The sequence below is a fragment of the Williamsia sp. Y853 genome, from assembly GCF_056786495.1.
This window is the reverse complement of sequence record NZ_JBXCJC010000002.1, coordinates 171,718-183,932: the sequence shown is the minus strand read 5'-3', so window position 1 is coordinate 183,932 and position 12,215 is coordinate 171,718. Positions and strand designations below refer to the sequence as shown.

Below are 12,215 nucleotides of genomic sequence, written 5' to 3'. Positions count from 1 at the left end.
AATGGTCGCCGCCCTCGAAAGGGCGGCGACCATTTTGTTGTCAGATCAGATCAGTGCGATCAGCGGGCAAACATCAACGCGCGCTTGACTTCCTGAATCGCCTGGGTCACCTGGATGCCACGAGGGCAGGCGTCGGTGCAGTTGAAGGTGGTGCGGCAGCGCCACACACCGTCGACGTCGTTGAGGATGTCGAGGCGTTCGGCGGCACCTTCGTCGCGGCTGTCGAAGATGAACCGGTGAGCATTGACGATCGCGGCCGGACCGAAGTAACTGCCTTCGTTCCAGTACACCGGGCAACTGGTGGTGCAGCACGCACACAGGATGCACTTGGTGGTGTCGTCGAAGCGGGCGCGGTCGGTCTGGCTCTGAATGCGCTCGCGGGTCGGCTCGTTGCCGCTGGTCATCAAGAACGGCTTGACGGCGCGGAACGCGTCGAAGAACGGCTCCATGTCGACGACGAGATCCTTCTCCACCGGCAGACCCTTGATGGGCTCGATGGTGATGGTGATCTCTTTGGACTTGTCCTTGGGGAGCAGGTCCTTCATCAGCAGCTTGCAGGCAAGCCGGTTGACGCCGTTGATCCGCATGGCATCGCTGCCGCAGACGCCGTGGGCACACGAACGACGGAACGTCAGGGTGCCGTCGAGGTAGCCCTTGACGTACAGCAGCAGGTTGAGAAGGCGGTCGGTCGCCAGTGCCGGCACCCGGAAGCTCTCGAAGCCCTGCGCGTCAGGATCTTCCGGGTTGAACCGGCTGATCTTGAGCGTGACCATGGTCGCCTCTTCAGGGACCGGGGGCAACGGCGGATCGTCGTGCCGGACAGCAGTATCAGTGGTGGCAGTCATCAGTACTTCCGCTCCATCGGTTCGTAGCGGGTCTGGACCACGGGCTTGTAGTCCAATTCAATCGGGGCGATCAGTCCGTCGCCCTTCTTGTAGGCCATCGTGTGCTGCATGTAGTTGACGTCATCGCGGGTCGGGAAGTCCTCACGGGCATGCCCGCCACGGGTTTCCTTGCGGTTCAGCGCACCGACCACGGTGACCTCGGCCATCTCGAGCAGGAAGCCCAGCTCGATGGCCTCGAGCAGGTCGCTGTTGAAGCGCTTGCCCTTGTCGTGCACGCGGATGCTGTTGTAGCGCTCCTTGAACCCGTGGATGTCGTTCAAGACCTTGGTGAGCGTCGCGTCGGTGCGGAACACCGATGCGTTCGCGTCCATCGTGGCCTGCAGCTCGGAGCGGATGTCCGCGACGCGCTCGTGTCCGTGCTCGGACAGGATCGTATCGAGCCAGCCATCGACCATGGCGGTCGGTGCCTCGGGGAGCGGGGTGAACTCGGTGGACAGCGCGTACTCGGCGGCAGCGATGCCGGCGCGACGGCCGAACACGTTGATGTCGAGCAGCGAGTTGGTGCCGAGACGGTTGGCGCCGTGTACCGAGACGCAGGCACATTCGCCGGCGGCGTACAGACCGTGGACGATCTCGTCGTTGTTGCGCAACACCTCACCATTGATCTTGGTGGGGATACCGCCCATGACGTAATGGCAGGTGGGGAACACCGGCACGTACTCGGTGACCGGGTCGACACCGAGGTAGGTACGGGCGAACTCGGTGATATCCGGAAGCTTCTCGTTGAGGACTTCCTCGCCGAGGTGGGTCACGTCGATGTAGACGTAATCCTTGTTCGGTCCGGCGCCGCGGCCTTCGAGGACCTCCAGCACCATCGACCGGGCGACGATGTCACGGGGCGCGAGGTCCTTGATGGTCGGTGCGTAGCGCTCCATGAAGCGTTCACCGTCGACGTTGCGGAGGATTCCGCCTTCGCCGCGGACGGCTTCGGAGATCAGGATGCCCAGACCGGCCAGACCCGTCGGATGGAACTGGTGGAACTCCATGTCCTCCAGTGGCAGGCCCTTGCGGAAGACGATGCCCATGCCGTCGCCGGTGAGGGTGTGGGCGTTGGATGTGGTCTTGTACATCCGGCCCGACCCGCCGGTGGCGAAGATGATCGACTTGGCGTGGAAGACGTGGATCTCACCGGTGGCGAGTTCGTAGGCGACCACACCGGTGGCCACCTGCTCACCCTGCTCGTTCTCGGTGAGGCAGATGTCGAGTGCGTAGAACTCGTTGAAGAACTCGACGTCGTGCTTGACGCAGTTCTGGTACAGCGTCTGCAGGATCATGTGGCCGGTGCGGTCGGCGGCGTAGCAGGCGCGGCGAACCGGGCTCTTGCCGTGATCGCGGGTGTGACCACCGAAGCGGCGCTGATCGATCTTGCCCTCAGGGGTGCGGTTGAACGGCAGCCCCATCTTCTCCAGATCCAGGACGGCGTCGATGGCCTCTTTGGCCATGATCTCGACCGCATCCTGGTCGGCGAGGTAGTCGCCGCCCTTGACGGTGTCGAAGGTGTGCCATTCCCAGTTGTCTTCTTCGACGTTGGCCAGTGCTGCGCACATTCCACCCTGTGCCGCGCCGGTGTGGCTGCGGGTCGGGTAGAGCTTCGTCAGCACTGCGGTGCGGGCGCGGGGCCCGGCCTCGATGGCCGCGCGCATCCCGGCGCCGCCGGCGCCGATGATGACTACGTCGTAACGATGTTCCTGCATGTGTTTGTTGCTCCGATTCGGGCCGGGTCTAGACGCTGTTCACGTCGAAGGTAAGCAGGGCATAGGTGCCGGTGAGCAGCACCAGGATCATCGACAGGACCAGCAGTGTGTTCAGCCAGAACCGGGTCGAGTCCTTGCGGGAGTAATCGGCGATCACGGTACGGACGCCGTTTCCTCCGTGAAGCTGGGCGAGCCACAGCATGGAGAGGTCCCAGACCTGCCAGAACGGTTCTTTCCAGCGGGCGGCGACAAACGAGGCGTCGATCCGGTGCACGCCGTCGTCCCACGCCAGCATGATGAACATGTGACCGATGGTCAGAATGATCAGTGCGATACCGGAGAAGCGCATGAAGAGCCATGCGTTCTTCTCGAAGTTGCCGCCCTTGGGCCTGCGCGGTGAGCGCGGGTTGTCGAGGCTGGCGGGACGATCGTGGTCGGTGCCGTAGGTTTTGGCGATCCGAGGTGCTTGTGATGCGGTCATCTGCGGCGCCTTCCTAAATGTGTTCCACGAGCAGCTGCAGCAGACGTATCGCCGCTGCGCCGAAGATGATCACGAACAAGGTCAAGATCGTCCACAGCATCTGACGCTGGAACTTCGGTCCCTTGGACCAGAAGTCGACCAGGATGATCCGGACACCGTTCAACGCGTGGTACAGCACGCAGGCGACGAGGCCGATCTCCATCAGACCGACGATCGGGTTCTTGTACGTCTCGATGATTTCGGAGTACTTGTCCGGATCGATCCGGATCACTGCCGTGTCGAGAACGTGTACAAAGAGGAAGAAGAATATAGATACGCCGGTTATCCGGTGCAGCACCCAGGACCACATGCCTGGATCGCCCCGGTACAACGAGCGCTTGCGCACCGGTTTGGGCGCGGTCTCGGTAGGAATGCTCATCGAGAAATTGGCCTCCAACATCGTTGATGGACGCGTCGAGCGCGGTTCCGGGCTGCTCGATCGTGGACCCACGTCAAGAACCATAAACCTAAGCTGTTGTGAGAAAGAATCCTGCCCGAGTGGATATGAGCTGCAACACATCTGGACTTAGGATTGCCTTACCAAGGTTTTAGCGCGTAGGTGATGTCCGCTTTCATGGGCGTCGATGGCGAAAGGGTTGCCCTGTGGCACCGGAAATTGACTGGAAAATATTGCGAGACAAGGCGATTGAAGCAATGGGGTGGGCATATGCGCCCTATTCGGGCTATCCGGTGGGCGCGGCTGCAATAGTCGATGATGGGCGTTTTGTGACGGGTTGCAATGTGGAAAATGTCTCATATGGATTGGGCCTGTGTGCCGAGTGCACATTGGCCGGAAATCTCCACACAACCGGTGGTGGGCGCCTGATCGCGCTCAGCTGCACGGACAGCCGAGGTGAGATCCTCATGCCCTGCGGGCGTTGTAGGCAGGTATTGCTCGAACACGGCGGACCGCAGATGTTGATCGACCACCCGGGCGGCCCGAAGTCCTTGGGCGAGTTGCTTCCGGACCATTTCGGTCCGTCGGACCTGGCCGCCGGCCGGGTGTCGGGGGATCTCCGTGGCTGAGGTCTTCGACGCGGTCTCGGTGATCCGGACCAAGCGTGATGGCGGGGCGCTGAGCGATGGCCAGATCGATTGGGTGGTTAGCGCCTACACCGCCGGCCTGGTGCACGACGAACAGATGTCGGCGCTGGCGATGGCGATCCTGTTGCGCGGCATGGACCGTCGTGAGATCGCGCGGTGGACCGAGGCGATGATCAACACCGGTGAGCGGATGGATTTCACTCACCTGCGTCGCGCCGGTGAGCGGTTGGTGACCGTCGACAAACACTCGACCGGTGGGGTGGGCGACAAGATCACGTTGCCGCTCGCACCGTTGGTGGCGTCGTATGGCATTGCGGTGCCGCAATTGTCGGGACGTGGCCTGGGTCACACCGGGGGGACGCTCGACAAACTCGAGGCCATCTCGGGATGGCGCGCGGACCTCACCAACACCGGGATCACCGAATTACTCGAATCGGTCGGTGCCGTGGTGTGCGCGGCCGGTTCGGCGTTGGCACCTGCCGACAAGAAGCTCTACGCACTGCGCGATGTCACCGGGACTGTCGAGTCGATCCCGCTCATCGCCAGCTCCATCATGAGCAAGAAGATCGCCGAGGGAACCAGTGCGCTGGTACTCGATGTGAAGGTCGGAGCTGGTGCATTCATGAAATCCGAGAGTGATGCCCGTGAGCTCGCCCAGATCATGGTCGAGATCGGCAATGACGCGGGTGTGCGGACGTCTGCCTTGCTCACATCGATGTCGGAGCCATTGGGTTTGACGGCGGGCAATGCGCTCGAGGTTGCCGAATCGTTGGAGGTACTCGCCGGTGGTGGTCCACCCGATGTGGTGGAACTGACCGTGGCACTGGCGCGCGAGATGCTGACCGCCGGTGGGATCACCGGCGTCGACCCGGCCGAAAACCTTCGCAACGGCAAGGCGATGGACGTCTGGGAGGCGATGATCGCCGGACAGGGTGGCGATCCGAAAGCGCCTCTGCCGCAGGCGGACCACGAAGAGGTCGTCAGGGCGGAGGAGGCCGGGGTGATCGAGTCGATCGACGCGATGGCGGTCGGAGTCGCGGCCTGGCGTCTGGGCGCGGGCCGCGAACGGCAGGGCCAGGCCGTGCAGGCCGAAGCGGGAGTCCGATGGCACGCTGTAGCCGGGGAAAGGGTTCAGGCCGGCGACCCGCTGTTCACCATGTACACGCAGACACCGGAGCGGTTCGCGGCCGGAGTTCACGCACTCGCCGGAGCCGCTGTGATCGGTTCGTCGGCGCCGCAGACCGGGTCCCGGGTGATCGATCGGGTTACCGTCGAGGAATGACATCATCGCCGCTGGATCTGACCTCCATCGCGCTGGCTCCCAAGGTGCTGCTCCACGATCACCTCGACGGTGGCCTGCGTCCGGAAACGGTGCTCGAGCTCGCTCACGAAGCCGGATATACATCGCTGCCTGCGGACAATCACGCAGACCTCGCGACATGGTTTCGGCAGGCCGCCGACAGTGGCTCGCTTGTCCGATATCTGGAGACGTTCGAGCACACGGTGGCCGTGATGCAGACCGCCCCGGCGCTCGAACGGGTGGCTCGGGAGTGCGCCGAAGACCTGGCGAACGACGGCGTTGTTTACGCCGAGGTCCGGTTTGCGCCGGAACAGCACCTCGAGGCCGGGTTGTCGCTCGACGAGGTTGTCGAAGCGGTGTTGCGCGGCTTTGTCGACGGCACCGCGGAGGCCGCGGCTCGGGGTCGCCGGATACAGGTTCGCACCCTCGTCACCGCGATGCGGCACGCGGCGCGGTCCCGGGAGATCGCAGAGTTGGCCGTGCGATACCGGAATCAGGGTGTGGCCGGCTTCGACATCGCCGGCGCTGAGGCGGGCTACCCGCCGAGCCGTCATCTCGACGCGTTCGAGTACATGCGGGCCTCGAACGCACCGTTCACCATTCACGCCGGTGAGGCGTTCGGGTTGCCGTCGATCCATGAGGCCATCAGTTTCTGTGGTGCCGATCGGCTCGGCCACGGGGTCCGGGTCATCGACGACATCACGTTGCCCGAAGATGCCGACCTCGCCGCGGCCGCATTCAAAGGCGCGCAGCTGGGGGATATCGCGAACTATGTCCGCGACAAGCGGATCCCGCTGGAATTGTGCCCGAGCTCCAATGTGCAGACCGGCGCTGTGGCGAGTCTGGCCGAGCATCCGTTCAATGTGCTTGCGCGACTGCGGTTCCGGGTCACCGTCAACACGGATAACCGGCTGATGAGCGACACCAGCATGAGCCGCGAGTGCAAGGTGCTCGTCGACCAATTCGGTTACGGATGGTCTGACCTGGAGCGCTTCACGGTCAACGCCATGAAATCAGCGTTCATCCACTTCGACGAACGTCTGTCCATCATCGACGACGTCATCAAACCGGGCTATGCGGTCCTGATCGGCTGACCAGCCCTGGAAGCGCGTCAGCCGCGCTTCTTCTCCAGGCGGGCGTCGAAGTCGTGCTCGAGTGCTCGCCAGGCTTCGGACTCGTTGTCGAACGGCGGGCTCGGTGCCATCCGTTTCGGATCCGGGTTGAGCGTGTAGTCCACGAACCAGCCGAGCGGTGTGGTCGTGCCCAAGGCCTCGGCCACCGAATCGTCGTCCGCATAATCTGCTGCGTCCGTGAGCAGTTCGACGGCCAATTCGAGTTGCTTGCGGTCGATCCGGCGTGGGCCGTCGAGGATGTCATCGGTCAGGCCCGGCAGAACGTAGACGTTGTCTTCGTAGACGTCGATCTCGAGAGAGCCGTCAGTGGCCGCGACCTGGATGTCCTCGAAGGTGCTGATCGGCGACAGGTCGTGTTCGTTGTCGTCGGCCAGGTACCGCTCCAAAGCGCGCTTCGAGCTGAAGGCGTAGATCTTGCCGTCCTTACCGAGGAAGACCGGATCATCGTCCAGATAGCAACGGAGTGAGAAGAATTCGCCTTCGGCGGTGACGATCTGGATGGGGTCGATACCGACGGACGCCCAGAAGTCGTCTTCGTCGATCTCTTCGTACTCGTCTTCGTCCTCGTCGTCTTCATCAACGAGGTCGTCGTCTTCGTCGTCGTCATCGGCATCACGGTCGACGATCTCGACGTCGTCTTCGTCCGGCTCGTCCTCGTCTTCGGCGCTGGCGGCTGCGAGGAGTTCGGCGTCGGCCACCGCAACGGCATCGGCGTCGACGTCTGGAGAGCTGATGACCTCATCGATCGCGTCGATGACGTCGTCCCAGCGCTTGTCGATGAGCGTGCCGATGCGCTCCCACAGTTCGGCGCCGTCTTTGCCGACGAAGTTGCGGGTGCCGGTGGTGACCGCGCCGAGGATGGGGTTGCCGTTGAAGAACTTGGTGATCGGCGTCAGTTCACAGACCTCGCCGATGATCCGGACGATCTCGAGTACATCTTCGAGCTTGGCGATGACATCAGGTGTCGGGTCTTCGGCAGCGAGTTCCGGGACTGCGATCAGGTCGAAGGACTTGTCCTCGGCGGGTTCGAACTCGTCGGCCTTGAGTCCGACAACGGTCTTCCATGCGGGGTGCTCATCGAGATCGTTTTCAGCGCCCGATCGGACGAACGCGACAAGCTCGGCGACCGAGCTGAATCCGTACAAGTCTTCGTCGAGACCCAGGAACGCCTCCCACTCGTCATCACCCTCACGCCAGCGGGGAGCCCACAGCGTAAAGGTGTTGCCTTCGGTGATCACGAGTTCAATTGGGACGATGTCTCCGGCCATGGGGACAGAGCCTAGTCACCGATGATGACCGTGGGCTACTTCGCCTCACCATTACCGCTGTGGCTTTGCCATGAATTTGTCGCCGCGTCTCAGAAGGGCCGACAAAAGCCCTCGAAAGTCGGGTTCGAGAGCGCGATTGCAGTAGGCGGCAACTTCATCGTGGTGTGTGAGTGTCCACACATCGTCGGCCCCGCGATGCGACGATGGGAAGCATGAGAGATCCAGAGGCAATGGACGACGACGAGTTGCGCCCCGGGCTCTTTGCGTCGCAGCGGACACGAGAGTTGGCCATCGCGATGGATGATCCGGACAACCTCCCACACATCGAAGAGCACATCCGGCGCTACGAAGTCGAAATCGTCAGACGCGGCCTGTAGTCACGTGGGCCGGTAGAACCCCTCAAACGTCTGATTCAGGTTTGAGGTCCGGACGGGCGAAACGCTGACCGGATCGCCGCCGGCTTCGACCATCTGGCCGTTGCCGATGTACATCGCGACGTGTCCGGACCAGACAGCGAGATCGCCTGGCTGAAGGTCGGCTTGTGACACCGCAACTCCGGCGGTGTCCTGTTCCTGGGCGAGGCGGGGGAGTTCGACGCCTGCCTCGCGGTACGCCCACTGGGTCAGGCCGCTGCAGTCGAGGCCCACGCCGGGAGTGGTCCCGCCCCAGACGTAGGGGACACCCTGCTGGCTCAACGCGGCCCGCACCGCCTTGGCTGCACGCTCGTTGGGGGCGTAGGCGGCCGAGCCGTCCGGCAGGGTGATCGCGACGCCGGTGCCGTCGGTGTTGGTGGCCGACAACCCGGCGGGAACGGTCGGTGCGGCGCCCGGGTCCTGCGGCAGTCCTGCTTCGGATGGGGTTGACTGTGCGGCCGCGGTGACGGGCCCGAAGGCGGCGTTTGCGAGATTGCCGAGTTCGGTGCCCACTCGGGCGAGCTGGGAGGTGACCGAATCGGTGGTGGCCGGCGCGGGTGTGCGGCCGATCTGTAGAAGCCTGTCGGTGTCCGCGGCCAGTTTCGTGCGTGTGCGTTCGACGACATCGATGCCACGTTGCAGGTGGGTCATCGCAACCGGCAGGATCGCGGCGATGCCCGCCGGGGTGAACAGTGTCGGTCCCATCGCGGCCGCGATCGTCACAAAGGAATCGAGGATGGCCTCGAGTTCGAGGGCGGCCTGCCGCACGGTGTCGCCTGCCGACTCGATGATGTCGGCGATGGCAAGGCTGTCGTCGGAGTAGTTGGCCGCCGCGACGACAGCCTCGTCGAGAACTGCGATGGCCGAGTTGGCGCCTGCCCCGGACCACTGTGGTTTGAGTTCGGTGTTCACGCGGTACTGGCCGGCGCGGGAATCGTCGAGAACCGTTGCGATTGTTCTCAATTGCGTGGCGGGCGCACCACCTGGCAGAACCCCGGTGCCAAGGGTGGCAAGGAGTGCTTGCAGCGGTGCGATCAGGATCTCGACGGGGATCATCTACAGCGCACTGTTCTGTTGGACTCTGATCTGTTGGGCGCTGATCTCGTGCGCGCTGCCGTTGTCAGCGCCTGAGTAGGTGGCGGCGGACTGCTGCATGTCGGTTGCCAGCGCGTCGATCCGGGACGCGAGGTCGGTGAGTTCACGGCTGTGCCGGTCGGTGACCGTCACCGCCGCCGCTGCGAACTCGGCTCCCATGAGGCCGAATGCCGGAATCAGTGCGGCCGCCTCGATGCGACCGGTGGCCGCGTATGCCGCGATTTCGGTAGCGACCGATCGTGTTCCGGCAGCGGCGGCGGTCAGGGCGGCGGGTTCAACGGATACCGAAGTCATGGGTTTACGACGCGATGGGCGGGTGGTCTGGTTCCCCTCGTATGGTTATCCCATGCAGATCCGGACTGTCGATCATCCCTTGGCCGCGGCCAGACTGACCACCTTGCGCGACAAGAACACCGATAACGCGGCGTTTCGTGGGGCGTTGTCAGACCTGACCCAAATGCTCATCTACGAGGCACTGATCGGTGCTCCGGTCACCGAGATCGCGGTGTCGACGCCGGTGACCGAGACCAAGGGCGTCCGGTTGGCTGCGCCCCCGCTGCTGGTACCCGTGCTCCGGGCCGGCTTGGGCATGGTCGAGCAGGCGCACGCCATGGTGCCCGAAGCCAACGTGGGATTCGTGGGTATGGCTCGCAACGAGGACACCTACCAGCCGGTGCCCTATCTCGAGTCGCTTCCCGACGACCTGTCCGGCCAGCCGGTTTTTGTCCTCGACCCGATGCTTGCCACCGGTGGTTCGATGATTCACACGATCGAATTGCTGGTGACCCGCAATGCCACCGACATCACCGCGGTGTGCGTGGTGGCGGCGCCCGAAGGTGTGGCAGCGCTGGGTAATTCAGGTCTTCCGGTTCGCCTGGTGACCGCGGCCATCGACGACGGTCTCAACGACGTCGCCTACATCACGCCGGGTCTCGGCGATGCCGGTGACCGCCAGTTCGGACCCCGCTGATCCGAACGCGGCGTGATCAGCCGGCCGGCCGGCGAGTATAGAACTCGAGGGCGATGCCATCGGGGTCGCGGAAGGCGATGAGGTCTCCGATCATCCCGGCCACGATGCCGTTGTGTTCGATCTGGGCGTTGTCGAGTATCGACCGCCAGCGGTTCAGTTCTTCGAGGTCGGAGACCTCGAACGCCAGATGATCGAGACCGGGCCGGAACTCGGAGAAGCCGCCGCGCGCTGCGCGGGGACCGTGTGAGATCAGGCTGAGGATGAGCCCGCCGGGGTGATGGAGCATCGCCTTGTCGGCACCGTCTTTCTGTTGGCGCGAGGCGACCTCGAAGCCGAGGACCCATCGATACCAATCAATACTTCGGTCGAGGTCGACGACAGTGATGCTGACGTGGTGGATGGCACCGATCGCCGGAAAGTCAGCTGTCATGGGATTGCCTCCGATCGTGGGTTTACGGACCTAACGACTGCGCGCAGCCCACCGACCACCATCGCGCGTCACCAGGACCGGGTGGTCGAAACACTTGGTGATGGTTGCCGATGTGAGGGCTACCTCGACGCCGCCTTGGATGACCGTTTCTCCATCACGCAGCAGCACGGCGTGACTGGTGCTCGTCGGCAGGTCTTCGAGATGATGGGTGACCATGACACTGGCCAGATCGGTGACTTCTTTTCGGAGTTGGTCGATGCTGGTCAGCAGCTGTTCGCGGGCGGCGAGGTCGAGGCCGGTGGCGGGCTCGTCGAGCAACAGCAGTGACGGCCGCGGCATGAGTGCCCGCGCGATGAGAGTGCGGCCACGTTCGCCCTGACTCATCGTGGTCCACACCGATTCCCGGCGCGCAGACATTCCGAGTAGCTCGAGAAGGTCGTCGGCATGGCGGTGCTCGGCGGTGGTGTAGCTGCGTCGAGGGTCGAGCTCCGGGGTGTTGGTCAGCCCGGTCAGGACGACGTCATGCGCCTTCAGTGGAAGATCAAGACGGTGCCGCGGGTCGACATGTCCTATGTGCGTGCGTAATTCGCGCATGTCCACCTGGCCCAGACGGTGGCCGAGGACGTCCACCGTGCCGCGGGTCGGGTGTCCGAATGCACCGAGGATGTGTAGAAGCGTCGACTTGCCTGCGCCGTTGGGGCCCAGGAGGGCCCAGTGCTCGCCGGGACTGACGGTGAAGTTGATGTCGCGCAACAGATATCGCCCGCCGCGCACCACGTCGATCGCAGCGGCGTGCAGAACTTCGGGCCGGGGGTCGGTGATCGATTCGGTTGGCATCAAGGTCAATTCGTCCAGTAGTAGAGCATCGGTTCCTGCGAGACGACCGCGCCGTTCGTTGCGATGGTGAGGGACGTCGGCGTCATCTCATAGGTGGTGTCGCGGTTCAACGCCACAAACTGGTTCCCGGAACGCGTCGGATCTGGGATCTCGACGCCCAGGCCGTTCGCCAGGCCCTTGTAGTAGTAGCGGCCGGACTGATTATCGGCCTGGCAGACAACAATTTTCGACTGATCTGTCTGGCCGACCATGACCACCGTGTCTTCCGGTCCGTTGCAGCGTGGACCGCTGACAAAGCCTTGCCGATCTGCGCCGGGGACATTCGGCACCGGACCGACCGGTGTCGAGGTTGGCGGGGTCGGCGTCGGAGAGGGGGTCGCGGTCACGGTCGACGGCTCGGCCGTCACGGTCTGCGTCGACACCTGCGGGCTGGTTGTGGTGCTGCTGCTCTCGGCTTCGGAGGTGGAGTCATCTGACGGGATCAGGAGAAAGCCGAGGAGGATGGCCAGCGCCAGTACGAGTACGCCGGCCACGATCGCACCGATCACAACCGGTGACGACCATGGAGATCGCGGCGGGGGTGTTGGGTAATAGTTTCCGCTCACG

At 63.7% G+C, this 12,215-nt stretch carries 15 protein-coding genes; 5 read left to right on the top strand and 10 right to left on the bottom strand.

Annotated features, from left to right (window positions below; all coding sequences use genetic code 11):
* Nucleotides 1-59: 59 nt before the first annotated feature.
* From AC1TPF_RS12850 to sdhC, 4 genes are read right to left on the bottom strand one after another with little or no spacing between them, the layout of a single operon-like run.
* Nucleotides 60-845, bottom strand: a complete 786-nt coding sequence (locus tag AC1TPF_RS12850) for a succinate dehydrogenase iron-sulfur subunit (protein WP_482138445.1) — start codon at nucleotides 843-845, stop codon at nucleotides 60-62.
* Nucleotides 845-2,599 (bottom strand): succinate dehydrogenase flavoprotein subunit, encoded by a 1,755-nt coding sequence (sdhA, locus tag AC1TPF_RS12845; RefSeq protein ID WP_482138447.1) that lies wholly within the window; start codon nucleotides 2,597-2,599, stop codon nucleotides 845-847. Before sdhA ends, AC1TPF_RS12850 begins: the two co-directional genes overlap by 1 nt.
* A 28-nt stretch (nucleotides 2,600-2,627) precedes the next feature.
* Nucleotides 2,628-3,080, bottom strand: a complete 453-nt coding sequence (locus tag AC1TPF_RS12840) for a succinate dehydrogenase hydrophobic membrane anchor subunit (RefSeq protein ID WP_482138449.1) — start codon at nucleotides 3,078-3,080, stop codon at nucleotides 2,628-2,630.
* Nucleotides 3,081-3,093: 13 nt separating this feature from the next.
* A complete protein-coding gene (gene sdhC / locus AC1TPF_RS12835; RefSeq protein ID WP_482138451.1) occupies nucleotides 3,094-3,498 on the bottom strand; it encodes a succinate dehydrogenase, cytochrome b556 subunit in 405 nt (134 codons plus the stop codon).
* A gap of 224 nt (nucleotides 3,499-3,722) precedes the next feature.
* Between sdhC and AC1TPF_RS12830 the strand changes: the two genes are divergently transcribed.
* From AC1TPF_RS12830 to AC1TPF_RS12820, 3 genes are read left to right on the top strand one after another with little or no spacing between them, the layout of a single operon-like run.
* Nucleotides 3,723-4,145 carry a cytidine deaminase gene (locus AC1TPF_RS12830; RefSeq protein WP_482138452.1) on the top strand — a complete coding sequence of 141 codons (423 nt, stop codon included), beginning with the start codon at nucleotides 3,723-3,725 and terminating at the stop codon, nucleotides 4,143-4,145.
* Nucleotides 4,138-5,445, top strand: a complete 1,308-nt coding sequence (locus tag AC1TPF_RS12825; RefSeq protein WP_482144276.1) for a thymidine phosphorylase — start codon at nucleotides 4,138-4,140, stop codon at nucleotides 5,443-5,445. The genes AC1TPF_RS12830 and AC1TPF_RS12825 overlap by 8 nt, the downstream gene beginning before the upstream one ends.
* On the top strand, nucleotides 5,442-6,557 hold the full coding sequence (locus AC1TPF_RS12820; protein WP_482144274.1) for an adenosine deaminase: 1,116 nt from the start codon (nucleotides 5,442-5,444) through the stop codon (nucleotides 6,555-6,557). The genes AC1TPF_RS12825 and AC1TPF_RS12820 overlap by 4 nt, the downstream gene beginning before the upstream one ends.
* A gap of 17 nt (nucleotides 6,558-6,574) precedes the next feature.
* Here the strand turns inward: AC1TPF_RS12820 and AC1TPF_RS12815 are convergent, their stop codons facing one another.
* Nucleotides 6,575-7,864: a primosomal protein gene (locus tag AC1TPF_RS12815; RefSeq protein WP_482144272.1), complete on the bottom strand. Its 1,290-nt coding sequence runs from the start codon at nucleotides 7,862-7,864 to the stop codon at nucleotides 6,575-6,577.
* A 212-nt stretch (nucleotides 7,865-8,076) separates the two neighbouring features.
* Here AC1TPF_RS12815 and AC1TPF_RS12810 point away from each other — a divergent pair, with 212 nt between their 5' ends.
* On the top strand, nucleotides 8,077-8,241 hold the full coding sequence (locus AC1TPF_RS12810) for a hypothetical protein (RefSeq protein ID WP_482138459.1): 165 nt from the start codon (nucleotides 8,077-8,079) through the stop codon (nucleotides 8,239-8,241).
* On the opposite strand, the gene AC1TPF_RS12805 is transcribed toward AC1TPF_RS12810, so the two are convergent.
* Entirely contained in the window at nucleotides 8,242-9,333 is a 1,092-nt protein-coding gene (locus tag AC1TPF_RS12805) for a C40 family peptidase (RefSeq protein ID WP_482144271.1), read from the bottom strand.
* Complete coding sequence (locus AC1TPF_RS12800; RefSeq protein ID WP_482144269.1) at nucleotides 9,334-9,666, bottom strand: type VII secretion target; 333 nt, start codon at nucleotides 9,664-9,666, stop codon at nucleotides 9,334-9,336. It abuts the gene before it with no gap.
* A gap of 52 nt (nucleotides 9,667-9,718) precedes the next feature.
* Here AC1TPF_RS12800 and upp point away from each other — a divergent pair, with 52 nt between their 5' ends.
* Nucleotides 9,719-10,342 (top strand): uracil phosphoribosyltransferase, encoded by a 624-nt coding sequence (gene upp, locus AC1TPF_RS12795; RefSeq protein WP_482138465.1) that lies wholly within the window; start codon nucleotides 9,719-9,721, stop codon nucleotides 10,340-10,342.
* Nucleotides 10,343-10,358: 16 nt separating this feature from the next.
* On the opposite strand, the gene AC1TPF_RS12790 is transcribed toward upp, so the two are convergent.
* Genes AC1TPF_RS12790 through AC1TPF_RS12780 form a run of 3 tightly spaced genes read right to left on the bottom strand, consistent with a single transcriptional unit; the run spans nucleotide 10,359 to nucleotide 12,214 of the window.
* Nucleotides 10,359-10,772 (bottom strand): VOC family protein, encoded by a 414-nt coding sequence (locus tag AC1TPF_RS12790; protein ID WP_482144267.1) that lies wholly within the window; start codon nucleotides 10,770-10,772, stop codon nucleotides 10,359-10,361.
* Nucleotides 10,773-10,802: 30 nt separating this feature from the next.
* Nucleotides 10,803-11,609 carry an ABC transporter ATP-binding protein gene (locus AC1TPF_RS12785; protein WP_482144265.1) on the bottom strand — a complete coding sequence of 269 codons (807 nt, stop codon included), beginning with the start codon at nucleotides 11,607-11,609 and terminating at the stop codon, nucleotides 10,803-10,805.
* Between the two features lie 5 nt (nucleotides 11,610-11,614).
* Complete coding sequence (locus tag AC1TPF_RS12780) at nucleotides 11,615-12,214, bottom strand: hypothetical protein (protein WP_482144263.1); 600 nt, start codon at nucleotides 12,212-12,214, stop codon at nucleotides 11,615-11,617.
* Between the last annotated feature and the right edge of the window lies 1 nt (nucleotide 12,215).